The organism is Pigmentiphaga sp. YJ18 (genome assembly GCF_038066655.1).
GTDB lineage: Bacteria > Pseudomonadota > Gammaproteobacteria > Burkholderiales > Burkholderiaceae_B > Pigmentiphaga.
This window is the reverse complement of sequence record NZ_JBBUKU010000001.1, coordinates 838091-861775: the sequence shown is the minus strand read 5'-3', so window position 1 is coordinate 861775 and position 23685 is coordinate 838091. Positions and strand designations below refer to the sequence as shown.

The following is a 23685-nucleotide window of genomic DNA, read 5'->3' as shown; positions in this document are numbered from 1 at the left end:
AGGGTGGGCAGCGTGGCTATGATAGGGCCGGCCCTGCTCGGCCGCGTCATATTTCCGCGGTCCAGGGGCCATGCCGCCAGGGTATGGCGCACGACGGGGGAATGGCGGGACCATGGACATTCGTCAACTGAAGTATTTCGTGACCGTTGCCGCGCACGAGAATTTCTCGAAGGCGGCGCAGCAGCTCTTCATCGCCCAGCCGGCCCTGAGCCGGCGCATCCGCATGCTGGAAGACGAACTGGGCGTGCGGCTGTTCGAACGCCACCTGCGCGGCGCGACGCTCACCCCCGAGGGCCGCCGCCTGCTGGACCGCGCGCAATACCTGCTGCGCAGCTTCGACCAGCTCAAGAGCGACGTGCACGACACGCAGGGACCGCCGTCCGGCCCGGTCATCATCGGCATGACGCCCAACTACGTGACGGTGATAGGCGCCGCGCTCACGGTCGCGATCAAGCAGCGCTTTCCCGATGCGCAGCCGCACATCGTCCAGGCCTTCAGCCCGGCCATGCACGACATGCTGCGCGACAACGCGGTCGACATCGCGCTGCTGAGCGGCGCCACGCCGGCGCCGCCGCCGGCGCACATGCTCGCGGTCGAACCCCTGTTCGAGGACCGCCTGTGCCTGGTGGGACGCGCGGGGGATCCGCTGCTCGCGCGCAGCGAGATCCCGGTGCGCCAGTTGCGCGGCCTGCCGCTGATCCTGACGGGCGTGTCGCGCGCCGGCATACGCAACGAGATCGAAGCCCTGGCCGCGCGCCAGCGGGTGCCCCTGCGCATCGAGGCCGAGGTCGGCGCCTTCGCGCTGGCGGCGCAACTGGTGCGCCTGGGCATGGGCTACACCGTCTATCTGCCGTCCAGTGTCGCGCTGGAAGCCGGCCTGGCCGCGGTGCCCATCGCCGGGCTCTGGCTGCAGCGCAGCCTGGCCTGGCCGGTGTCGCGCCCGCTGTCGCGCGTGGCCAGCGAGGTACTGCCCATGGTGCGCGAGCTGATCCTGGCGCAGGTCGAACAAGGGCAGTGGCAGGGTGCCCGGGCCATGGGCCGCAGGCGGCCGCGCGGCTGAGCCGGATCCGCCATGCCGAGCCGGCATGGCGGGCATAGCAAATCGATAATTTATCGCCGCCGCGCACGCGGCCATGATGTGGACATCGCGGCCTTCCCGGCCCCGACCGTGAAGGAGCATCCATGGCCAGTCCATTGCTAGAAACCATCGCCCGCACGCGGGTCGCGCGCTTCTCGGAACTCAAGCCGTTCAGCCTGGCGTTCGTCGATTCGCTGCTGCCCGAGGGGCGCAAGAAAAACCTCAAGGTGATCGGCCGCGGCGTGGTCGAGAATGCCGACATGCAGCCGCCCATCACCGAGGACCACGGCTTCACCATTTCCTATATCGTCGTGCCGCCCGGCGGCGGCGCCGGCCTGCATGCGCACAAGACCGCCGAGGTGTTCATACCCATCTCCGGCCCCGTGCACGTGCTGATCGGCGACGACAAGGAAGAACTGGTGCTGCAGCCGCTGGACGTGATCTCGGTGCCGACCGGCGTGATGCGCGGCTTTCGCAACTACGGCGAGCGCGAGCTGACCATGCTGGCGCTGGTGGGCGGGCACACCGGCGGCGGGGCGGTTACCTGGCACGACGAGGTGCTGAGCCGGGCCGCGAGCGAGTCGGGCCTGGCGGTGGACGAGAAAGGCAACCTGAAGCGGCTGTCCAATTTCAAGATGCCCGAGGACGTGGAAGGATCCGTCCTCTGACATCGCCGCCATGTCCGCCGCAGGGCGGGAGAGGGGAGACGATCATGAACAAGACCTCGCTGTTCGTTGCGGCCGCGGCGTGGCCGGCCGCCATCTTGCTGGCCTGTGCCGCGTCGGCGGCCGGCGCGGCGCAGAGCTATCCGTCCAAGCCGGTGCGCATCATCGTGCCGTTCCCGGCCGGCAGTTCGCCCGATATCGTGGCGCGCTACCTGTCGGGCAAGCTGGCCGAGCGCATGGGCCAGCCTTTCGTGGTGGACAACCGCGCGGGCGCGGGCGGCATGCTGGGCGCCGAGGCCGCGGCCAAGGCCGCGCCCGACGGCCACACCATTTTCTTCATGGTCAATTCCATCGTGACCATGAACCAGTTCGTCTACAAGAAGCTGCCCTACGATCCGGTCAAGGACTTCGCGCCGGTCAGCATCGTCGCGGCCGTGCCCTACGTGCTCATCGCCAACAAGGACTTCCCGCAGCGCACGCTGGCCGACCTGATCACGACGGCGCGCGCCAGGCCCGCCTCCATCAACTACGCCTCCATGGGCGTGGGCGGCGCCGGCCACGTCATCATGGAACTGATGACGTCGCTGGCGGGCGTGCGGCTGACGCACGTGCCCTACAAGAGCGGCGCGCTGGTCGACGTGATCGGCGGGCAGGTGCCGCTGATCTTCCAGCCCACCACCACCGCGATCGAGCAGGTCAAGGCCGGAACCGTAATTCCGCTGGGCACCACTGGCAAGAAGCGCCTGCCCGCGCTGCCCGACACGCCGGCCATCGCCGAAGTGGTGCCCGGCTTCGAGGCCGACGGCTGGCAGGGCGTGGAGGCGCCGGCGGGTACGCCACCCGACGTGATCGAGCGGCTGAACAAGGAGATCGCGGCGGTGCTGGCGCTGCCCGAGACCGCGGGCCGGTTCGACGCGTTGGGCATCCAGGCCTGGCCCACGTCACCGGCGGAGATGACGCGGATCATCGCCGCCGATATCGACAAATGGGGTGGCGTCATCCGCCGCGCGGGCATCGATTGACCCATAGATCCGCCTGCGCGCGCAGGCGGTTTTTCACGAGGATGGAGCGGATATGGCGAAGGCGGCGCGACGTGCCGGCACGGGCGAGGCGGAATGGGCGGCGCGGGTGGACCTGGCGGCGTGCTACCGGTTGGTGGCGCACTTCAGGATGGACGACCTGATCTACAACCACATCTCGGCCCGCGTGCCGGGCGCGCACGGGCATTTCCTGATCAACCCCTACGGCATGGCCTACGAGGAGATCACGGCATCCAGCCTGATCAAGATCGACCTGGACGGCAACGTCGTGGACGACGGCGGCCAGGACTACGGCGTGAACCACGCCGGCTTCGTGATCCATTCGGCCGTGCACCGCGCGCGGCCGGAGGTCGATTGCGTGATCCACACCCACACGCCCGCCGGCATGGCCATCTCGGCGCTGGAATGCGGCCTCTTGCCGCTGTCCCAGACCGCGATGTTCTTCGGCCAGGTCGCCATGCACGAGTACGAGGGCGTGGTGGTGGACCTGGGCGAACAGCAGCGCCTGGTCGCCGACCTGGGCGACAGCCAGGCGATGATCCTGCGCAACCACGGCCTCCTGACGGTCGGGCCGTCCATCGCCGAGGCCTTCACCGCCATGTACTGGCTCGAGCGCGCCTGCCAGGCCCAGGCGATGGCCATGGCCTGCAACACCCCCCTGCATCTGCCCACCCCGGCCGTGGTCGAGCTGACCAACCACCTCTACAAACCCACCACCCGCCGTCCCTTCGGCCTGCTCGAGTGGCCGGCCCTGCTACGCCTGTTGGACCGCCGCGACAATTCCTATAGGTCATGAGGCCACGACCCCCTACGCGCGTAGGGGGTTTGAACCTTTCGGGTAAACCCGCTATACTCGTATGGTTTGTCGGAAAGCAGGTCTTGAAAAGGTGCAAGTCGTCCGATGAAGACGATCGAAGACGATCCGCGCCCTTCAGATGCATACGGAAAAGCGGCCAGTGGCAACGGAGCCGTGGGGACTGCGCAGCAGGGGACATCCAGTGCGCGCGACCACAGGGAAGCCGGCGAACCTGATCCATGGGGTTGGGAGGCCCGCGACGCCGAGCGTCTGCGTTCCAATGAACAGGTAGAACCGCTTCGGCTTACCGAAGCAGAAAGGACAGTGTTGCGTCGGCAGGCCGTGCGGGACTTGCTGCGTGCGATAATTGTTCAGATTGTTGTCAGCATCGTGGTTGCCGTGCTGGCCTACGCGGTGTCCGGGAGCGCTGCAGGGCTTTCGGCGCTGGCCGGTGCCGCGGCATACGTCATTCCCAACGCCTTGTTCGCATTCAGGCTGATTCTGAGTGTGCAGAAGCCGGGGGGAGCAAACCCCGCAACGTTTTTCTTCGGCGAGTTCTTCAAGATCGCCGTCGCTGTCGTGCTTATCGTCGCAGCGGCGAAGTTCGGTCATGAATGGCTCGTGTGGCCCGCCTTTCTGGCGGGCTTGGTGTGTGCGCTCAAAAGCCAGTGGCTGGTACTGGCTTTCGGCAAGAAAATGGATTGAAGATGGCGGCGCGTGCGGGAAACCCCGGCCGACATCGCGAGAATTTCAAAATCAGGTCGTAGGATAGAAACCCCCGATATGGCTTCCACCACAGCGCCGACCGCGTCCGAGTACATCGTCCACCACCTGGGACACCTGAACAACACCGGACACAAGCAGTCTCTTATCGCCGACTTCTCGGTCGTCAACTACGACACGCTTTTCTGGTCCATCTCCATGGGCCTCCTGGTCGTGTTCCTGATGTGGCTGGGCGCGCGCCGCGCCACCGCCGGCGTTCCCGGCAAGATGCAGGCCTTCGTCGAGATCCTGGTCGAGTGGGTGGACGAGGAAGCCAAGGGCATCGTCCACAACGCCAAGTCCCGCCTGTTCGTCGCGCCGCTGGCGCTGACCGTGTTCATGTGGATCGTCTTCATGAACGCGCTCGACCTGCTGCCGGTCGACCTGCCCCACTACCTGTTCAGCCTGGTCGGGCTGGACGACGTCATCCACTACCACCGCATCGTGCCCACGGCCGACCTGAACGCGCCTATCGGCATGTCCATGGGCGTGCTGCTGCTGATGTTCTACTACGGCATCAAGATCAAGTCGCCCGGCGGCTTCGTCAAGGAATTGTTCACCGCGCCCTTCCATGCCCATGGCATCGGCGCGCTGCTGCTGGCGCCCTTCAACTTCCTGCTGAACATCATCGAATACGCAGCCAAGATGGTTTCGCTGGGCATGCGGTTGTTCGGCAACATGTTCGCCGGCGAACTGATCTTCATGCTGATCGCCATGCTGGGCGGCGCGTGGGCCGGCCTGAACGCCACCAGCGTGGCCCTGGGCATCGGCCACATCCTCGCCGGATCGGTCTGGGCCATCTTCCACATCCTGATCGTCGTGCTCCAGGCCTTCATCTTCATGATGCTGACCCTGGTGTACATCGGCCAGGCTCACGAAGGCCACTGATCTCGAGGGTCTTGGGAATATCGGGCGCGGTCGGTACTGCCGCGATCCGTAGCAGGTTTGCAGTATCCGTGGTTTCAATCTTTCAACATAACTAGTCGTTTTACGATTCATATCAAGGAGTTGTCATGACCAACGTCGCTTTCGTCGCTCTCGCTTGCGGTCTGATCATCGGTCTGGGCGCCATCGGCGCTTGCCTCGGAATCGCGATCGTGGGTGGCAAGTACATCGAAGCTTCGGCCCGTCAGCCCGAGCTGATGAACCCCCTGCAAACCAAGCTGTTCCTGCTGGCCGGCCTGATCGACGCCGCGTTCCTGATCGGCGTGGGTATCGCCATGCTGTTCGCCTTCGCGAACCCGTTCGTCGGCTAAGACCTATTCGACATGACCGCTCCGTGACGCGGCTGTTGATCCCGTCACGGATGATGTTCTTTTCCGAATAAGGAAACACCGTGAATCTGAACGCGACACTCGTCTTCCAGATGCTCGTGTTCTTCATTCTGGCGTGGTTCACGATGAAGTTCGTGTGGCCGCCTCTGATGAAGTCCATCGAAGAGCGCCGTCTGAAGATTGCCGAAGGCCTCGCCTCGGCCGAGAAAGGCAAGGCCGAACTCGTGCAGGCCGAGGCCCGCATCGGTCAGATCGAAGCCGCCGCCAAGTCTGACAACCAGGCTCGCCTGGCGCAGGCCGAAAAGCAGGCCGCCACGTTGATCGAGCAGGCCCGCAAGGACGCCGAGGCCGAACGCGCCCGCATTCTCGAGCAAGCCCGCCAGGAAGCGCAGCAGGAAGCCCAGCGCGCCCGTGAAGGCTTGCGCGACGCCGTGGCGCAACTGGCTGTGAAAGGCGCCGAGGAAATCCTCAAGCGCGAAGTCAACGCCCAGGTGCATGCCGAACTGCTCGGCCAGCTGAAGGCGCAGTTGTAATGAGAACCCGCGGGGGTGGCACGAACAACGCGTGCTGCCCACGCGTTTGCGAATCACCTCGCTAACCGTATCAGGCATCGAGAGCCACCATGGCTGAACTGTCCACCATCGCCCGGCCATACGCTGAAGCGCTGTTCGGCGTCGCCCGTGCAGATAGCGCAGGCCTTGCCGCCTGGGCCGAGCTTGTCGCCGAAATGGCGCAGGCCGCCGCGCACCCCGAGGTGCGCAGCGCCATCGCCGATCCCAAGCTCGACAACGCACAGCGAGTCGAATTGTTCACGGCCACGCTGAAGACGCAGCTTTCGCCCGCCGCGCGCAATTTCGTGACGCTGCTGGTCGAAAACGGCCGTCTGCTGCTGCTGCCCGAGATCGCATCGCAATTCCTGTGGCTCAAGAACCGCCACGAAGGTAGCGCCGATGCCGATATCGCCAGCGCCTTCGCGTTGAACGATGCCCAGGTTGCCGACCTGGTCGCCGGGCTGGAAAAGAAATTCGGCGTGAAGATCAAGCCCACCGTCCGGGTCGACGCGTCGCTGATTGGCGGCGTGCGAGTGGCCGTCGGGGATCAGGTGCTCGATACCTCCGTGCGTGCGCAGCTTGATCGCATGCGCGACGCGCTCGTCGCATAGTTCGGTCGCTGCGCACACATCGGCACCGAGAGAAAGGATTCCAGGAGTCAACCATGCAACTCAATCCGTCTGAGATCAGCGAATTGCTCAAGAGCCGCATCGAAGGCCTGAGCAACTCTGCTGACATCCGTACCCAAGGCACGGTCGTGTCCGTGACCGACGGTATCACCCGCATCCACGGCCTGTCGGACGTGATGCAGGGCGAAATGCTCGAGTTCCCCAACAACACCTTCGGCATGGCGCTCAACCTCGAGCGCGACTCCGTCGGCGCCGTGATTCTCGGCGACTACACCCACATCTCGGAAGGCGACACGGTCAAGTCGACCGGCCGCATCCTGGAAGTGCCGGTCGGTCCGGAACTGAAGGGCCGCGTGGTCGACGCACTGGGCCAGCCCATCGACGGCAAGGGCCCGATCAACGCCAAGGCCACCGACGTGATCGAGAAGGTCGCCCCGGGCGTGATCGCGCGCAAGTCGGTGTCGCAGCCGGTGCAGACCGGCCTGAAGGCCATCGACGCCATGGTGCCCATCGGCCGCGGCCAGCGCGAGCTGATCATCGGCGACCGCCAGACCGGCAAGACCGCCGTGGCTGTCGACACCATCATCAGCCAGAAGGGCAAGGGCCTGACCTGCGTGTACGTGGCGATCGGCCAGAAGGCCTCGACCATCAACAACGTGGTCCGCAAGCTCGAAGAGCACGGCGCGATGGAATACACCATCGTCGTGGCCGCCTCGGCCTCGGAATCGGCCGCGATGCAGTACATCGCCGCCTACTCCGGCTGCACGATGGGCGAATACTTCCGTGATCGCGGCGAAGACGCCCTGATCATCTATGACGACCTGACCAAGCAAGCCTGGGCCTACCGCCAGGTCTCGCTGCTGCTGCGCCGCCCGCCCGGCCGCGAAGCCTACCCCGGCGACGTGTTCTACCTGCACTCGCGCCTGCTCGAGCGTGCCGCGCGCGTCAACGAAGAGTACGTCGAGAAGTTCACCAACGGCGCCGTGAAGGGCAAGACCGGTTCGCTGACCGCGCTGCCCATCATCGAAACGCAGGCCGGCGACGTGTCCGCCTTCGTTCCGACCAACGTGATCTCGATCACCGACGGCCAGATCTTCCTGGAATCGGACCTGTTCAACGCCGGTATCCGCCCCGCCATCAACGCCGGTATCTCGGTGTCGCGCGTGGGTGGCGCCGCCCAGACCAAGGTCATCAAGAAGCTGTCCGGCGGTATCCGTACCGACCTGGCCCAGTACCGTGAACTGGCTGCCTTCGCGCAGTTCGCGTCCGACCTGGACGAGTCGACCCGTCGCCAGCTCGAGCGCGGCCGCCGCGTGGTGGAACTGCTCAAGCAGCCCCAGTACCAGCCGCTGCAGGTCTGGGAACTGGCCGTCTCGCTGTTCGCCGCCAACAACGGCTACATCGACGACGTCGAGGTCAAGGACGTCCTGGCGTTCGAAAAAGCGCTGAAGGAATACCTGAAGTCCAAGTACGACGCGCTGGTCAGCCGTATCGAGGACACCAAGGAACTGTCCAAGGACGACGAAGCCGCGCTGCACGACGCGGTCAAGGATTTCAAGAAAAACGGAGCCTTCTGAAGCAGGGTACACGGGGCGCCGCTCGGCGCCTCTCTGTGAACACTGACAGGGGAAGATAGATGCCCGGAATCAAGGAAATCCGAACCAAGATCAAGAGCGTGCAAAACACGCGCAAGATCACCAAGGCGATGGAAATGGTCGCCGCGTCCAAGATGCGCAAGGCGCAGGACCGGATGCGCACGGCCCGCCCGTATGCCGACAAGGTGCGCAACATTGCCGCGCACATGGCGCAAGCCAATCCCGACTACGAACACGCCTACCTGGCCAAGCGCGACGACATCAAGGCCGCCGGCCTGATCGTGGTCACGACCGACAAGGGCCTGTGCGGCGCGCTGAACACCAACGTCCTGCGCGCGGTGCTCAATCGCCTGAAGGACTCGGAGGCGAAGGGCATCAAGGTCCAGACCACGGCCATTGGCAACAAGGGCCTGGGCTTCCTGACCCGCCTCGACGCGAACGTCGTGTCCCAGGCGGTGCAGCTGGGCGACGCGCCCAACCTGGAACGCCTGATCGGCGCGATCAAGGTGCAGTTGGACGCGTATGCCGAAGGCAAGGTCGACGTGGTGTACGTCGCGTACAACCGCTTCATCAACACGATGAAGCAGGAGCCCGTGATCGAGCAGCTGCTGCCGCTGTCGGCCGAGCGTTTCGCGCAGACCGAGGAAGAGAAGAAAGCCTACTCGTGGGACTACATCTACGAACCCGATGCCAAGTCGGTTGTCGATGAACTCCTGCTGCGCTACGTCGAAGCGCTGGTGTACCAAGCCGTTGCCGAAAACATGGCGTCCGAGCAGTCCGCCCGGATGGTGGCCATGAAGGCTGCATCGGACAACGCCAAGAAGGTGATCGGCGATCTGCAGCTGGTCTACAACAAGACCCGCCAGGCAGCCATCACCAAGGAAATTTCGGAAATCGTGGGCGGTGCGGCGGCTGTATAAGCCGGCGCGACGCCTTAAAGAATCAGGAATCGAGGAATCGATATGAGCAACGGAACCATCGTTCAGTGCATCGGTGCCGTGGTGGACATCCAGTTCCCCCGCGACAGCATGCCCAAGATCTACGAGGCCCTTACGCTGGCCGACGAGAGCTCGGCTTTTGCCGAGAAGGGCCTGACGTTCGAAGTGCAGCAGCAGCTCGGTGACGGCGTCGTCCGTACCATCGCCATGGGCTCGTCCGACGGCCTGCGCCGCGGCATGGCCGTGGCCGCCAGCGGCGCGCCCATCTCGGTGCCCGTCGGCACCGGCACGCTGGGCCGCATCATGGACGTGCTGGGTCGTCCCATCGACGAAGCCGGCCCCATCGCCTCGGAAGAGCGCCGCGCCATCCACCAGGACGCGCCCAAGTTCGACGAGCTGTCGCCCTCCGTGGAACTGCTCGAAACCGGCATCAAGGTTATCGACCTGGTCTGCCCGTTCGCCAAGGGCGGCAAGGTTGGCCTGTTCGGCGGCGCCGGCGTGGGCAAGACCGTGAACATGCTCGAGCTCATCAACAACATCGCCAAGCAGCACAGCGGCCTGTCGGTGTTCGCGGGCGTGGGCGAGCGGACTCGTGAAGGCAACGACTTCTACCATGAAATGGCGGAAGCGGGCGTCATCAACCTGGACAAGATCGAAGAGTCCAAGGTGGCGATGGTGTTCGGCCAGATGAACGAGCCCCCGGGCAACCGTCTGCGCGTGGCGCTGTCGGGCCTGACGATGGCCGAGAAGTTCCGCGACGAAGGCCGCGACATCCTGTTCTTCGTCGACAACATCTACCGCTACACGCTGGCCGGTACCGAAGTGTCCGCGCTGCTGGGCCGCATGCCCTCCGCCGTGGGCTACCAGCCGACGCTGGCCGAGGAAATGGGCAAGCTGCAAGAGCGCATCACCTCGACCAAGACCGGCTCGATCACGTCGATCCAGGCCGTGTACGTGCCCGCGGATGACTTGACCGACCCGTCGCCCGCCACGACCTTCCTGCACCTGGACTCGACCGTCGTGCTGTCGCGTGACATCGCCGCGCTGGGTATCTACCCCGCCGTCGACCCGCTCGACTCCACCAGCCGCCAGCTCGACCCGCAGGTCGTGGGCGAAGAGCACTACGCCGTGGCCCGTGGCGTGCAGCAGACGCTGCAGCGCTACAAGGAACTGCGCGACATCATCGCGATCCTGGGCATGGACGAACTGTCGCCGGAAGACAAGCAGGCCGTGGGCCGCGCCCGCAAGATCCAGCGCTTCCTGTCGCAGCCCTTCCACGTGGCCGAAGTGTTCACGGGTTCGCCCGGCAAGTACGTGCCGCTGAAGGAAACCATCCGTGGCTTCAAGATGATCGTCGAAGGCGAGTGCGACGCGCTGCCCGAGCAGGCCTTCTACATGGTCGGCACGATCGACGAAGCGTTCGAGAAAGCAAAAAAGTTGTGACCCCCCCTACGCCCTGACGGGCGCCCCCCAGGGGGCGATGCGGGTGGACCGGCGGAGCCGGATCCACCGCATCCTGGGTCTGGTCGGGGTGTCTGGGGTAGGGGCGCTGGGGCTGCGCGAAGCGCAGTCCAGGAGAATTGAGTATGGCAACTATTCATGTGGATGTCGTCAGTGCCGAGGCGTCGATCTTTGCCGGTGAGGCGAAGTTCGTTGCGTTGCCTGGCGAGTCGGGCGAGCTGGGCATACTGCCTGGCCATACGCCGCTGATCTCGCGTATCCGTCCGGGTACGGTGAAGATCTCGCGCGCGGACAACGGCGAGGAAGAGCACATCTTCGTCGCGGGCGGTCTGCTCGAGATCCAGCCGGGTACCGTGACGGTGCTGGCCGATACGGCCATCCGCAGCCACGACCTGGACGAGGCCAAGGCCGAGCAGGCGCGCAAGGCGGCGGAAGAAGCGCTGCGCAATGCCAAGGACAAGGCCGAAGTGGCCGTGGTCGAGGCCGAGCTGGCGATGCTGGCGGCGCAGCTGGCCGCCATCCGCAAGCTGCGGGGTGGCCGCAGCTAGCGCGGCATGCGCATGCCCCGCCACGCGGGAGCAAGCAGAAACGGGGCAAGCGCGAGCTTTGCCCCGTTTTTTCTTGAAGCCCCCATGGCCGGACGATCGGCCATGGCTCATGGAGCGGCAAGCCCGCCCACGCTGGCCGAGATGGTCTCCAGGAACGCCTGCCGGAGCAATCGCAGCGCCCGATGGTTTTCGTCCGTGTGTCTCGTGACCAGCCCGACCGGCGGCAGCTTCCACGGCGGCCGGTTGCCGAGGACGACCAGGCCCTGCCGCGCCTGTACCTCGTGGGCGACCGAGGTCGGCAGGGGCACGAGCACCTGCTTGCGCTGCGCCATGAGGACGAGGATGTTGACGGACAGCGTCTCGAGAATCGATTGCGGCGGCTGCAGGCCGTGCTCCACGAAGTAGGCATCGATGACGGTTCTTAGCGGTGCCTCCACGGGCGGAAGAATCCAGTCGGCGCGCGCCAATGCCGCCGCGCTTATTCTGCGCGCCCCGGCCAGGGGATGGTCTGCGCGGCAGACGACGCTGATGGTTTCCTCGTAAAGGACGTCCCAGGCATATTTCCCCTGGACCGCCTCGCCGGCAAGGCGGGTGATGACGCAGTCGACCTTTCCCTGTTCCAGCGCGGTCAGCAGCATGTCGTGGCTGCCGGTCTGCATCGATATCTTCAGCCTGGGGTGGCGTTCGGTGATTTCGGTGATGGCCTCGATCAGCAGCAATTGCTGCGAAAACGTGGTCAATCCCAACCGTACCCGGCCCATCGCGCCCTGGCCGATAGCACCGATCTCGGTCTCGATGGCGTTGAGCTGGGCCAGTAGCGCATGAGCCCGCGCCGCGACCGCGTCTCCCGCTTCGGTGGGCCGAAGGCCCTGGCTACTGCGCAGGAACAGCGGGCTGCCGATAAGTTCCTCCACTTCGCGCAGCAGCTTGCTGACCGCCGACTGAGTCAGGAACAACTGCTCGGCCGCCCGATGGACATTGCGGGTTTCATGCAGTCTGGCGACTGCCTGCAAATGGCGGAATCGCAGGTGGACCAGGGTTTTCATGGCGGGGACTCGACGCGGGCAATGGTCGCATCGTAATTCCAGAACCGACTCACGCAGCGATATATTTTCATTATTCGGTGATCGCCGAGTTCTCTACCATGACCCTACGTTCTCCTTCAGATGGAACATGGCCATGAGATTTCGACGACAGCTTGTCGCGTTGTGGATGTCGCTCCTGCCTTTGCTCGCCGCGGCGGCCACTCCTTACCCGACAAGACAGATCCAGATCGTGACGTCCAGCGCGCCGGGGGGCTCCATGGACGTCCTCATGCGCCTGCTGGCCAAGCGCATGACCGAGGAAATGGGCCAGCCGGTCGTCGTGCTGAACAAGCCGGGAGGCGGCGGGCTGGTCGCGGTGAACCATGTTGCCTCGATGGCCCCGGATGGCTACACGTTCCTGTTCACCCAGATGGGTGCCCTGGCGATCAGTCCGGCCATCAACGGCCAGGATCTTTCATTGCTGGATCGCTTCGAGCCCGTTACCCAGATCAGCACCCTGGCGATATCGCTGGCCGTCAACGCATCGCTGCCGATCCACAATCTTGCCGAGCTGGTCGAATTCGCGAAGACGCGCGGCCGGCCGCTGCACTACGCAACGGCCGGCAATCAGTTCAGCCTGACCTATCTCTACTCGGTACTGTTCGCGCAGCAGGCCGGCATTGCGCCCGGCTTCGTTCCCTACAAGCTGTCCACGCAGGCGCTGACGGACCTGGTGTCGGGCCAGATCGACATGATGTTCGATGCCGTGATCCCGCAGTATCCCGAGATCCAGGCGGGCCGCATCCGGTCCATTGCGTTGTTCGGCAAGACCCGTTCGGCGCTGCTTCCGGACGTGCCGACCGCGGTCGAGCAGGGCTATGGGCAAGTCGTCCAGGGCGAGGGCTGGTATGGCCTGCTGGCGCCCGCGGGGACTTCCGGAGCGATCGTGGACGCCGTCCATCGCACGTTGGCCGGGATCCTGCAGGAGCCGGAAGTACGCGCCCGCATCGGCCAGTTCGACATGACGGTTTCCGGCATGCCGCCCGCCGAGTTCAAGGCCGTGCTGCATGCGGATGCGCGGCGCTGGGCCAAGCTGATCCGGGACAATCACATCGCCAAGGGAGAGTAGGCATGCGGCCTTCCCCATCGACCGACGTTCCGTTGCATGCGCTCGCGGCGGCCGAACTGGCGGCGCTGATACGTGCGCGGCGGCTTTCCGCCGAAGAGGCGACGCGATATTTCATCGACCGGATCGAGCGCCACGATGGGCCCGTCAATGCGGTGCCCGTGCGCGATTTCGAACGTGCGCTGGCCTGCGCGAGGCAGGCCGACGTCGACCTGGCGCGCGGGGACGCCGGCGGTCCGCTGCACGGCGTACCGATGACCGTGAAAGAGTCGTTCTTCGTGCAAGGGCTGCCTACCTGCATGGGCGAGGCCAGCCGCGCGGGCATCCCGGCCGTCGAGGATTCCGTGACGATCCGCAACCTGAAGCGGGCCGGCGCGATCATCCTGGGCAAGAGCAACGTGCCGCTGATGTGCGGCGACTGGCAATCGAGCAACGACGTGTATGGCGAGACCCACAATCCGTGGCGGCACGGCCATTCGCCGGGGGGCTCGTCCGGAGGGTCGGCGGCTGCCCTGGCCGCGGGCCTGACCCCGCTCGAACTCGGCAACGATCGTGCGGGATCGATCCGCGTCCCGGCGTCGTTCTGCGGCGTCTACGGCCACAAGCCGACCTGGGGTGCGATATCGGGACTGGGGGATGCGTTCAATGGCCAGGTGTCCCCGTCGGATATCGGAACGGCGGGCCCGATGGCGACGAACACCGGCGACCTCGAGGTGCTGCTGCGAGCGCTGGCCGTCCCCCAGGCCGGGCCGCGCCGCTTCGTCCTGGAAGCGCCGCGCGCCGCCAGCCTGAAAGGCTACCGCGTGGCCGTATGGTGCGGCGATCCGGCCGTCAGGACGAGCGAAGAGATCACGAGCCAGCTTGCGGCGCTGGCCGATGACCTGGCCCCGGCCTGCAAGTCGGTGACGCTATTCCAGCCCTTCTTCGATACGGCCAAGGCGCGCGAGGTCTACGGCGCCTTGCGCGTCGCCGCGGTGGCGACTGGCAAGTCCGCCGACAAGTGGTCCGAGCATGTCCGAGCCGTGGAAGCGGGGCCGGGCGGCCATCCGGTGGCCTACCGGCACGCGAAGGCCGCGCTGATGACGCATCGCGAATGGTCCCTGCACGACGAATGGCGCAATCGGCTGCGGGCGGCATGGTCCCGGTTCTTCGAGGAATGGGACATCCTCATCTGTCCGGCCACGCTGCGCGATCCTTTTCCCATCTACCGGAGCGGTACGCCGGAAACCCGGCAACTCGAGGTGGACGGACGGCTCGTCGACTACTACGACCAGGAGTTCTGGCCGGGATTGATCGGCATGTGCTACCTGCCGGCCACGGCCGCGCCATTGGGACTGTCGCGCCAAGGCCTGCCCCTGGGCATGCAGGTCGTCGCGGCGGAAGGGGCGGACTACGATGCCATCCGGGTTGCCGGGCTGCTGGCGGATCTCAGGCCGGTGCCGGCATTGCCCGGGCGCGGGGCAGGTGGCTGATTCGCCGCGCGAGCACGGCTGGCGGCGCGGCAGCGCTATGCCAGCAACTGCCTGGCTCGAAGGAAGGCAACAACGATCTCGTCGAACCCCGCCGGGTCCTCGATGCAGCATGCGTGTCCCGTTCCGGGCAGGATGCGGTGGACGGCATTGGGTATGAGGCCGGCGGTTCTGCGCCCGTCTTCGAGCGAGATGTCGAATTCGCCATTGACCACCAGGGTGGGGACGGCCAGCGATGGCAGGCGGGCGCTCATGTCCAATGCCGCCCGCGCCCGGAAGATCTGCGCGATGGCCGCCCCGGACAGGGACGGGCCCACTTCGGCAAACCTGTCCAGCAGATAGGCGCCGAGCCTGGAGCTGGCGAACTGCGGAGCGACCAGGTCGTGCAGGTGCTCGCGATGGTAGCGGGCCACGCCCAGGTCGCCGTAGCCGTGGATACGGCGATCGAAGTTCATGCCGCCGCTGCCGCCGCCGACCAGCACCATGGCCCGGAACAACCCGGGCCGCTCGAGGCCGAGCATCAGCGCGATGCCCGATCCCACGCTGGCACCCATCAGCACGGCCTGATCGATCTCCAGGTCCTCGCACACGCCCAGCACGTCTTCGGCCATGTCGAGGATGGAGAATTCGCCCGCCGGCTTGTCCGACCGCCCATAGCCCCGGATGTCGATCGAGACGACCTTGAACCAGGTGGAGAAGTGCGCCACCTGGTAGAGCCAGAGCCGGCGGTCGAAAGGGTTGGCGTGGATGAGGACCATGGGGGGGCCCTCGCCGGAGACTTCGTAGTGGATGCTGACGCCGTTGCGGATGCTGTATGGCATGCGGGGCCTGCGGGTGGACGGGGTTCAGTCGAGCTTGGTGCCGGTATTCCGGATGACGGTGCTCCAGCGCTCGCGCTCCTGCTTGATGAACTTCGCCATGTCGGCCGGCGTCCCGCCGATCGGGTCCGCATTCATCTGCGACAGCCGCGTCATCGTGTCGGGTTCCTTCAGAATCTCGTTGACCACCGCGGACAGCTTGTTGACGATGTGTTCGGGCGTCTTGGGCGGAGCCGCCATGCCGAACCAGGTCATCGACACGAATCCCGGGATGACTTCGCCGATCGCGGGCACGTCCGGCAGCCCGGCTTTACGCGACTCGCTGCCAACGCCGAGCGCGATCAGCTGGCCCTTGCGTACAAAGGGCAGCACCGAGCCGAGATCCACGAAGGCAATGTCGGTTTCGCCCGAGACCACCGCCGCGAGTGCCGGACCGCTGCCGGAATAGGGAATCTGGAAGATCTTGACCTTGGCCAGTTGCTTGAACATTTCCGCGGCCAGGTGCGGGGTTGAGCCGGTGCCGCCTGACGAATAGTTGAGCTTGTCCGGCCTTGCTCGGGCGGCCGTCAGCAAGTCCTGCAGGTTCTTGAGCCCGGATTTGGGATTGGCCACCAGCGTGCTCGGACTCGTGGCGATGACCGATATCGGAACGAATTCGTCCGGCACGAACGTGAGCTTCGAATACAGGGCCTGGCTGGTCACCAGCGGTCCGGGCGCGGTGAAGAGCAGCGTATAGCCATCGGGAGCCGCGCGAAAGACGGCATCGGCCCCGATGTTGCCCGAACTGCCGGGGCGGTTGTCGACGAAGACGGTCTGGCCCAGGCGCTTGCCCAGTTTGTCGGCGATCAATCTGGCGAAGGTGTCGGAACCGGCGCCGGGCGCATAGGGCACGATGAAGCGGATCGGATGGTTCGGATAAGCTTCGCCCTGCGCATGCGCGCCCGTACAGAAGAGGAAGGCAGACAGGGCATGGGCAGAGATTTTCAGGATTTTCATCGCGGCCTCTGGATGGCGTGGTGAAACGATGATGAATTCGCGGAATAGGCGTGTCAACAAAAAATAGAAGTTGATTCTGTGTAGCAGAATCCTTACCATTTCCTCCATGAACAATGAAATCGTTGCTTCCGTCGACCGCGCCATCCGCATACTGAATGCCTTTGCGGACGACGGTTCGCCCATGACGCTGCACGACCTGTCCTTGCGGACCGGCTTCTACAAGAGCACCATCCTGCGTCTGCTCTCGACGCTGATCGAGCACGGCTGCGTCCTTCGCCTCGACAACGGGACGTACCAGCCCGGACCGACGCTCGCGCGCTGGGGCCGGCTGTACCTCGGGTCGGTCAAGAGCGAAACCCATATCACTCCCTTGCTCGAGAAACTCGCCGCGGATACCGGGGAAAGCGCCACCTTCTACGTCAGGCAATCGGACGAAACACGCATTTGCGTGGCGCGGGTGGACAGCAACCGATCCATCAGGGACCACGTGCGCGTGGGCGACATCGCGCCGCTGGGAACGGGCGCCGGGGGCAAGGCCCTGCTCAGGTTCGACCCGGTGATCCGGAAGGCCCGGCCGCCGGAGGCGATGGTGCTCGTCAGCATCGGTGGCCGCGATTCGGAAATCGCCGGACTTGGAACACCTGTTTTCGGCGCGGGCGGATCCCTGCGCGGCGCCATGACCGTTTCCGGGACCGTGACCCGGTTCACCGAAGCGGCGATCGCCAAGTACGCGAGATCCCTCCTGGCCAGCGCCATGGAACTGACGGTGTTGTTCGGTGGAGACCCGCAGGCGCATCAAGCGGCTCTCGCTTCAAATCCCATCCGCCTTGAGTTCAGTCCCAAGGGCAAGCCCTGCGCTTCCTAGCGGCGCCCGACCGGCGCACGCGCGCCGGTCCTCGCTTCCCGTCTCTTCCCGTTGTCTCGAGAACCTCCTCGCCGGCATGCGCGCGCCCGGTTGACAGGCGAAGCCGCCGGCCGCAGAATTGATTCTGATAGACGGTACTTGATTCTGTCTAGCAGAATTCAAATAAGCATGGGGTCTTTCTCGAGGAGGTGCCGTGATGGCCGATGTTCGGTGTGTAGACGTTGCCGCAGGAACGGCGGACCGCCGCATGTTCGTGGACGATGATCTGTTCGCCCAGGAAGTGCGGCAGATCTTCGGCCGCGCCTGGCTGCTGGTGGGCCACGAGAGCCAGATCCCGAATCCGGAAGACTTCATCCAGTCGAAGATGGGGACCGACTCCGTCATCGTCACGCGGACCCGGCAGGACAAGGTCGTCGTCCTGCTCAACAGCTGCCGGCACCGGGGGATGAAGGTATGCCGGGTGGATGAAGGCAAGGCCCGCGCCTTCACCTGTCCCTACCACGGCTGGACCTACTCGACCGACGAAGAGCGGGTCTCGCGGCCCGGCGAGCTGGCGGGCGTGCCGGGCTTCGATGTCCACTACGAGGGCCGCCTCGACAAGGCGGAATGGGGTCTCAAGTCGGCGCGCGTGCGCGTCTACAAGGGAACGATCTGGGCGACGTGGGACGAGCAGGCCCCCACTCTCGAGGCCTATCTGGGGGGCATGCTGAAGTGGCTCGATTCCGCGCTGGATCACCGCAACGGCGATAGCGGCGGCAGCACGCTGCTGGTCGGGGTGCAGAAATTCCGGGTGCGATGCAACTGGAAGTTCCCCGCGACCAACTTCGTGGGCGATGCGTCCCATGCGGTAACGCACAACTCGGCAAACATGATCAAGCTCAATCCGAGCGGCAAGGATGGCCGCAGGGATGAACGCCCCTCCGGCCACGCGGCCTTCGGATGGCCCGATCTGGGCCACGGGGGACTGGGGTTTCTGCCGCGTCCCGAAGAGGAATTCCCCCGCCCGGACACCTTCCAGCAGTTTCCGGCCGCCAGCAACTATCTGCGGGCAATGGCGCGGGAACACCTGCGCAAGCGGGCGGGCGGCATCCACTACCAGGGCAAGGGAACCATCTTCCCGAACATGTCGTTCCACGAGGACCAGCCCCGTACGCTGGTGGTGCACCACCCGGTCAGCGCCACCGAGACCGAGATGTGGCGCTACTACCTGATCGACGCCGACGCGCCTGACGAGATCAAGGACATCTTCCGGCATTACTACATGACCTATTCCGGCCCGGGCGGCATGACCGAGCAGGACGACATCGAGAACTGGGAATCAGCCACCCGGCAGAGCCTGGGCGGCATGGGCCTGGGCCTCCCGTTCAACTACGCCCAGGGCCTGGGGGAATCCGAACCCTGCGACCTCATGCCGGGGGCGGTCTGGTGCGGGCGCACCATCACCGAGCAGAACCAGCTCATCTGGCTCAAGCGCTGGCAGGAGTTCATGGAGGGCCGATCCTGGGACCAGCTCATGCATCGTGTCGAGGTCGAGCATGATGCCGTCTTTCCTCTCAAGCGGTCCACCGCAGGAGCGAAGTGATGCAAGACGCCATGAAGGCCATGCTCCAACTGCACGAGGTGTCGGAGTTTCTGTACAAGGAGGCCGAGCTCCTGTCCGACAGGAAGTACGAGGAGTGGCTCGACACCCTGGCGGAGGACATCACCTACCGCATGTTCGTCCTGCGCAACCTGTCGGGGAAAGCGCAGCCATCCGAATACCTCGAGGGCCCGCTGGACATCAGCTGGTTCGATGAAGGAAAGGAGACGATAACCAAGCGTGTCCAGCAGATACGCACGCATCAGCACTGGGCGGAAGAGCCGCCTTCGCGAACGACGCGCTATCTCACCAACCTGCGCATACTCGAGACCGATTCCGGGGCCGAACCCGCGCTGGTCCGGACGCGGTGCAATTTCATGGTGAACCGGAACCGCAACGAGGCCGACGACCATTGCCTGTACGGGCATCGCATCGACCTGCTGGCCCGGCACCAGGGCACATGGCGGATCAGGGAGCGAAAGATCTACATCAACCAATCGACGATCCTGATGGGGAACCTCAGCTTCATCGTGTAGCGGCCATCGCCGCGCCCGATCCTCGAAGCACCCCCGTCCACACAACGAAGGCCATCCATGAGCAAGCCCGTCATTCTGAACATCGCGAAGATACCGGCGGTTCTCCAGCAGTCGCTCGAGCGCGAGTTCGACCTGAGGACCTTGAACGCGCCCGGCGATGCCTCGGAGATTTCCGGATTGGTCTCGTCGGCGATACGCGGAGTGGATCTCGCCATGCTCGATCGATTGCCGGGCCTGAAGGTCATGTCGATTTTTGGCGTAGGGATGGACAAGGTCGATCTGGCCGCCGCGCGCCGCAGGGGAATACGCGTGGGCTATACGCCCGACGTCCTGAACGACTGTGTCGCCGACCTGGCCATCGGACTGATGATCGCGGCCAGCCGCAAGATTCCGCAAGGGGATGACTACGTGAGATCGGGCCTGTGGGCGGAAACGGGCAAGGTATTCGATTTGGGCGACAGGGTAAGCGGCAAGCGCATGGGTATCGCCGGCATGGGAAGGATAGGCAGGATCATCGCGAAAAGGCTTGCCGGCTTCGATGCGGAGATTCGATATTTCTCACGTTCCGAAGTTCCGGGTTGTCCCCATGAACGCGTTGCCAGCCTGCGGGAGCTTGCCGCGTGGTGCGACTATCTCTTCCTTGCCGTTGCGGGCAGCGCGCAAACCCGGCACATGGTCGACGCCGGCGTGCTGGAAGCGCTCGGACCCCAAGGCTATCTGATCAACGTCGCACGGGGCAGCGTGGTCGACGAGCAGGCGCTGATCGCCGCGCTGGAGAACGAAGCCATCCGGGGCGCGGCGCTCGATGTGTATGAAGTCGAGCCGCTGGCGTCGTCCCGGCTCACGGGACTGCGCAACACGGTTCTGCTGCCTCACGTCTCCAGCGGGACCAACGAGACCCGGACGGCCATGTCGAACATGGTGGTCGAGAATTTGAAGCGCTTCTATGCCGGGGAACCGATGCTGGCGGAACCGGCGTAGGGGCGGTTCAGCGCGCAGCGAAGGCCTGCTCGACCAGCTGCTCGGCCGTGGCGCGCGCGGCCGCGGCCGCGCTGGCGTTGTCGTCCACGTGCGCCGACACCGACGCGCCGTCGTAGAGCAGCATCAACTGACAGGCCAGGGCCTCGGGGGCGGCCGCGCCGGCCTCGCGGGCCAGGCTGGTGAACAGGTCGCGCAGCCAGCTCCGGGCGGTATCGCAGGCTTCCCGGATGCCGGCGCTGGGCGCCGCCTCGGCGGCCGCGCGGCTGAACGGACAGCCCCGGAAGCGGGGCGACGACGCGGTTTCCCGCATGATGTCGAAGACGCCCAGCAGGCGCTCGCGCGGGCCGGGGTAGTCGGCCAGGCGGTCGGCGATGCGCAGCTTGCGTGCCTCGTGGCGGGCCAGCAAGTAGGCCTGGATCAGGGCTTCCTTGCTGCCGAAGGTGTCGTACAGCGAGGCCTTGGCCACGCCGGCGCGCTCGATGACCCGGTCGATGCCGACCGTATGGATGCTCCCTTCGTAGAACAGCTCGTCCGCGGCGTCGAGCAGGCGTTGGCGCGCGGAACGGCGCGCTTCGGGGCTTTTTGTCGTATTCATGGTCATGCCTTGACATTACCAGACAGGTCTGTACACTTCAAGCAAATCAGACAGACCTGTCTGTTTAATGTTCCCGGATCCCGCCATGACCAGCGCTTGCCCCAAGGCCGCCCCTGCTTCCGTTTCCGCCTGCCCCCCGGCGGCCGGGCGCCTGTCGCCGCGCTTCAGTTTCCATCTGCTGGCATCGATCACACTGGCGTTCCTGGCGGGGTCGGCGGCGCCGACCCCGCTATACGCAATCTACCAGCAGCAATGGGGCTTCTCGACCACCATGCTGACGGTGGTGTTCGGCAGCTATGCCCTGGCCGTGCTGGTGGCGCTGCTGGTGGCGGGCCGCCTGTCGGATCATATCGGCCGGCGGCCGGTGCTCATGGCCGCGGCGCTCGCGCAGGCCGCGGCCATGGTGGTCTTCGCCACCGCCGGCGGGCTGTCCGATCTGCTGGCGGGCCGCATCATCCAGGGGCTGTCGGCCGGGGCCGCCATCGCGGCCGTGGGGGCCGGCATGCTGGACATCGACAAGACGCGCGGCGCGCTGGCCAATGCGCTGGCACCCATGCTGGGCACGGGTACGGGCGGCATCGTGGCTGGACTGATGGTGCAGTACCTGCCCGCGCCCACGCACCTGATCTACGTGATCCTGGGCGTGATCTTCATCGCGCAGGGGGTGGGCGTTTTCTTCATCGCCGAGACCGCACGGCGCCGGCCGGGGGCCTGGGCCTCGCTCAAGCCCAGCTTCGCGCTGCCGCCGGAAGTCCGGATGCCGCTGCTGCTGGCGGCGCCCGCCGTAGTGGCCGTATGGGGCCTGGGCGGTTTCTATGCGTCGCTCGGCCCCACGCTGCTGCGCAGCCTGGTGGGGTCGGGGTCCAGCCTGCTGGGCGGACTGGCCCTGTTCATCATGGCCGGCGGCGGCGTCGTCGCGGTGGTCCTGCTGCGCGATCGTTCCGCGCGGTTCCTGTCGCGCCTGGGCGCGCTGGCCCTGATGCTGGGCATGGTCCTCGTGCTGGTCTCGCTGTCGCTGCATTCGGTGGCGCTGTTCATGGTGGGCACCGCGATCGCCGGCATGGGCTTCGGCACGGGTTTCCAGGGCGCGCTGCGCAACGTGATCGCGCCGTTGCCGCCCACCGGCCGCGCGGGCGTGCTGTCGGTGCTGTTCGTGGTGTCGTACCTGGCCATGGGCGTGCCCGCCATCCTGGCCGGCTACGACGTGGCCCTGCGCGGCGACATCGTCTCCACCTCGCGCGAGTTCGGCGCGGGCGTGCTGCTGCTGGCGGCGCTGGCCTGGCTGGGCGCCGGGAGGACGGTGCCGCAAGCGCGGGCGCAGGCGGCGTCCCCGCGCGCCGAGCCCTAGCCTTCGGCGTTTCCTAGCGGTTCGAGGCGCCCGTCACGCGGATCACGTCGCTCCACAGGCGGGCGTCCCGTTCTATGGTCCGGCGCATGTCGTCCGGGCCGCTGGCCAGCGGTTCCACACCCTGGTCCTCGAAGCGCTTGCGCAGCTCGGGCATGCGCATGATCCTGCCCAGGACGTCCAGCCAGGCCTGGACGACGGTATCGGGCGTGCCCGCCGGCGCCGCCAGGCCCATCCATACCGTCGTGACCATGTCGGGGAAGCCGGCCTCGCGCAGGGTCGGCACGTCGGGCAGCGCCGCGCTGCGCTGTTCGCTGGTAACCGCCAGCGCCCGCAGCGGCGCGTTCTGCCCCAACTGGGGCAGGGCATTGGCCGAATCGAAGAACACCAGGTCCACGCGGCCCGCGCGCAGGTCCGCCAGAATGGGTGGCGCTCCCTTGTAGGGCACGTGCACGAGTTCGAGCCCGGCCTTGATCGCGAACAGTCCGCCCAGCAGTTGCGTCGTCGTGCCGTAGCCTTGCGAGGCATACGTCATCTTGCCGGGATGGGCCCTGGCATGGCTGATCAGGTCCGGCAGGTCGCGGGCCTCGACCCGGGGCCCCGCCACCAGCACGCTGGGCATGGTGCCCACGATGCTGATGGGCCTGAACGCCGTGCGCGCATCGTAGGGCATGTTGGGGAAGACGTAGGGGTTGATGGCCAGCGGACCCGGCGGCGTGAACAGCAGCGTGTAGCCGTCGGCCGCCGCGCGCGCGACTTCGTCGGCGCCGATGTTGCCGCCCGCACCCGCGCGGTTCTCGACCACGACCTGCTGCCCCAGCATGGGCGAGGCCTTGGCGGCGATCAGGCGCATCAGCGTGTCGGCCGTGCCGCCGGGCAGGAAGGGCACGACGATCTTGATCGGCTTGGCGGGATAGGCGGGCGGCTGCGCGTGGGCGGCCGGCGCCGCCAGGAGCAGGGACAGCGTCGCGAGACGCAGCAGGTGATGGGGGGGCAGGCGCATGGCGGGTCTC

At 65.9% G+C, this 23685-nt stretch carries 25 protein-coding genes; 20 read left to right on the top strand and 5 right to left on the bottom strand.

Annotated elements, in window-relative coordinates:
- Window positions 1-112: 112 nt before the first annotated feature.
- The 13 genes from WKR98_RS04250 (at window position 113) to WKR98_RS04190 (ending at window position 11337) form a co-directional block, all read left to right on the top strand.
- Entirely contained in the window at window positions 113-1060 is a 948-nt protein-coding gene (locus tag WKR98_RS04250; RefSeq protein WP_161568009.1) for a LysR family transcriptional regulator, read from the top strand.
- Between the two features lie 122 nt (window positions 1061-1182).
- Complete coding sequence (locus WKR98_RS04245) at window positions 1183-1746, top strand: cupin domain-containing protein (protein ID WP_124692014.1); 564 nt, start codon at window positions 1183-1185, stop codon at window positions 1744-1746.
- Between the two features lie 44 nt (window positions 1747-1790).
- Window positions 1791-2765, top strand: a complete 975-nt coding sequence (locus WKR98_RS04240; protein ID WP_124692013.1) for a Bug family tripartite tricarboxylate transporter substrate binding protein — start codon at window positions 1791-1793, stop codon at window positions 2763-2765.
- Between the two features lie 52 nt (window positions 2766-2817).
- Entirely contained in the window at window positions 2818-3579 is a 762-nt protein-coding gene (locus WKR98_RS04235) for a class II aldolase/adducin family protein (protein WP_124692012.1), read from the top strand.
- A 105-nt stretch (window positions 3580-3684) separates the two neighbouring features.
- The gene (locus tag WKR98_RS04230) at window positions 3685-4284 is read left to right on the top strand and encodes an ATP synthase subunit I (protein ID WP_341432164.1); all 600 of its coding nucleotides are present in this window, start codon (window positions 3685-3687) and stop codon (window positions 4282-4284) included.
- A 78-nt stretch (window positions 4285-4362) separates the two neighbouring features.
- Window positions 4363-5229 (top strand): F0F1 ATP synthase subunit A, encoded by an 867-nt coding sequence (atpB, locus tag WKR98_RS04225; protein ID WP_341432163.1) that lies wholly within the window; start codon window positions 4363-4365, stop codon window positions 5227-5229.
- 125 nt (window positions 5230-5354) lie between these two features.
- Complete coding sequence (gene atpE, locus WKR98_RS04220) at window positions 5355-5597, top strand: F0F1 ATP synthase subunit C (RefSeq protein ID WP_124692009.1); 243 nt, start codon at window positions 5355-5357, stop codon at window positions 5595-5597.
- A gap of 80 nt (window positions 5598-5677) precedes the next feature.
- Entirely contained in the window at window positions 5678-6148 is a 471-nt protein-coding gene (locus tag WKR98_RS04215) for a F0F1 ATP synthase subunit B (protein ID WP_124692008.1), read from the top strand.
- Window positions 6149-6237: 89 nt separating this feature from the next.
- Complete coding sequence (locus tag WKR98_RS04210) at window positions 6238-6777, top strand: F0F1 ATP synthase subunit delta (RefSeq protein ID WP_124692007.1); 540 nt, start codon at window positions 6238-6240, stop codon at window positions 6775-6777.
- A 53-nt stretch (window positions 6778-6830) separates the two neighbouring features.
- Complete coding sequence (atpA, locus tag WKR98_RS04205; protein ID WP_341432162.1) at window positions 6831-8372, top strand: F0F1 ATP synthase subunit alpha; 1542 nt, start codon at window positions 6831-6833, stop codon at window positions 8370-8372.
- Window positions 8373-8431: 59 nt separating this feature from the next.
- The gene (gene atpG, locus WKR98_RS04200; protein WP_124692005.1) at window positions 8432-9310 is read left to right on the top strand and encodes a F0F1 ATP synthase subunit gamma; all 879 of its coding nucleotides are present in this window, start codon (window positions 8432-8434) and stop codon (window positions 9308-9310) included.
- Between the two features lie 42 nt (window positions 9311-9352).
- A complete protein-coding gene (gene atpD, locus WKR98_RS04195) occupies window positions 9353-10771 on the top strand; it encodes a F0F1 ATP synthase subunit beta (RefSeq protein ID WP_124692004.1) in 1419 nt (472 codons plus the stop codon).
- A gap of 143 nt (window positions 10772-10914) precedes the next feature.
- Window positions 10915-11337 carry a F0F1 ATP synthase subunit epsilon gene (locus WKR98_RS04190; RefSeq protein WP_087840362.1) on the top strand — a complete coding sequence of 141 codons (423 nt, stop codon included), beginning with the start codon at window positions 10915-10917 and terminating at the stop codon, window positions 11335-11337.
- A gap of 107 nt (window positions 11338-11444) precedes the next feature.
- Here WKR98_RS04190 and WKR98_RS04185 read toward each other — a convergent pair whose 3' ends face one another.
- Window positions 11445-12383 carry a LysR family transcriptional regulator gene (locus tag WKR98_RS04185; RefSeq protein WP_341432161.1) on the bottom strand — a complete coding sequence of 313 codons (939 nt, stop codon included), beginning with the start codon at window positions 12381-12383 and terminating at the stop codon, window positions 11445-11447.
- A gap of 133 nt (window positions 12384-12516) precedes the next feature.
- Here WKR98_RS04185 and WKR98_RS04180 point away from each other — a divergent pair, with 133 nt between their 5' ends.
- Both WKR98_RS04180 and WKR98_RS04175 read left to right on the top strand, forming a co-directional pair.
- Complete coding sequence (locus tag WKR98_RS04180; protein ID WP_161568008.1) at window positions 12517-13491, top strand: Bug family tripartite tricarboxylate transporter substrate binding protein; 975 nt, start codon at window positions 12517-12519, stop codon at window positions 13489-13491.
- A 2-nt stretch (window positions 13492-13493) separates the two neighbouring features.
- The gene (locus WKR98_RS04175; RefSeq protein WP_341432160.1) at window positions 13494-14960 is read left to right on the top strand and encodes an amidase family protein; all 1467 of its coding nucleotides are present in this window, start codon (window positions 13494-13496) and stop codon (window positions 14958-14960) included.
- A 35-nt stretch (window positions 14961-14995) separates the two neighbouring features.
- On the opposite strand, the gene WKR98_RS04170 is transcribed toward WKR98_RS04175, so the two are convergent.
- On the bottom strand, window positions 14996-15778 hold the full coding sequence (locus tag WKR98_RS04170) for an alpha/beta fold hydrolase (protein ID WP_341432159.1): 783 nt from the start codon (window positions 15776-15778) through the stop codon (window positions 14996-14998).
- Between the two features lie 24 nt (window positions 15779-15802).
- A complete protein-coding gene (locus WKR98_RS04165) occupies window positions 15803-16879 on the bottom strand; it encodes a Bug family tripartite tricarboxylate transporter substrate binding protein (protein WP_341432158.1) in 1077 nt (358 codons plus the stop codon).
- Between WKR98_RS04165 and WKR98_RS04160 the strand changes: the two genes are divergently transcribed.
- The 4 genes from WKR98_RS04160 (at window position 16878) to WKR98_RS04145 (ending at window position 20732) form a co-directional block, all read left to right on the top strand.
- Window positions 16878-17636: an IclR family transcriptional regulator gene (locus WKR98_RS04160; protein ID WP_124691998.1), complete on the top strand. Its 759-nt coding sequence runs from the start codon at window positions 16878-16880 to the stop codon at window positions 17634-17636. The two genes, WKR98_RS04165 and WKR98_RS04160, sit on opposite strands and share 2 nt — an antisense overlap.
- Before the next feature lie 247 nt (window positions 17637-17883).
- Window positions 17884-19218, top strand: coding sequence for an aromatic ring-hydroxylating oxygenase subunit alpha (locus WKR98_RS04155; RefSeq protein WP_341432157.1), 1335 nt, complete (start codon window positions 17884-17886; stop codon window positions 19216-19218).
- Window positions 19218-19751: an aromatic-ring-hydroxylating dioxygenase subunit beta gene (locus WKR98_RS04150; RefSeq protein WP_238160507.1), complete on the top strand. Its 534-nt coding sequence runs from the start codon at window positions 19218-19220 to the stop codon at window positions 19749-19751. Before WKR98_RS04155 ends, WKR98_RS04150 begins: the two co-directional genes overlap by 1 nt.
- Before the next feature lie 57 nt (window positions 19752-19808).
- Entirely contained in the window at window positions 19809-20732 is a 924-nt protein-coding gene (locus WKR98_RS04145) for a 2-hydroxyacid dehydrogenase (protein WP_341432156.1), read from the top strand.
- A gap of 7 nt (window positions 20733-20739) precedes the next feature.
- Here WKR98_RS04145 and WKR98_RS04140 read toward each other — a convergent pair whose 3' ends face one another.
- Entirely contained in the window at window positions 20740-21327 is a 588-nt protein-coding gene (locus tag WKR98_RS04140) for a TetR/AcrR family transcriptional regulator (RefSeq protein ID WP_124691994.1), read from the bottom strand.
- Window positions 21328-21412: 85 nt separating this feature from the next.
- Here WKR98_RS04140 and WKR98_RS04135 point away from each other — a divergent pair, with 85 nt between their 5' ends.
- A complete protein-coding gene (locus tag WKR98_RS04135; RefSeq protein ID WP_341432155.1) occupies window positions 21413-22675 on the top strand; it encodes an MFS transporter in 1263 nt (420 codons plus the stop codon).
- Window positions 22676-22688: 13 nt separating this feature from the next.
- Here WKR98_RS04135 and WKR98_RS04130 read toward each other — a convergent pair whose 3' ends face one another.
- Window positions 22689-23675: a Bug family tripartite tricarboxylate transporter substrate binding protein gene (locus WKR98_RS04130; protein ID WP_341432154.1), complete on the bottom strand. Its 987-nt coding sequence runs from the start codon at window positions 23673-23675 to the stop codon at window positions 22689-22691.
- Between the last annotated feature and the right edge of the window lie 10 nt (window positions 23676-23685).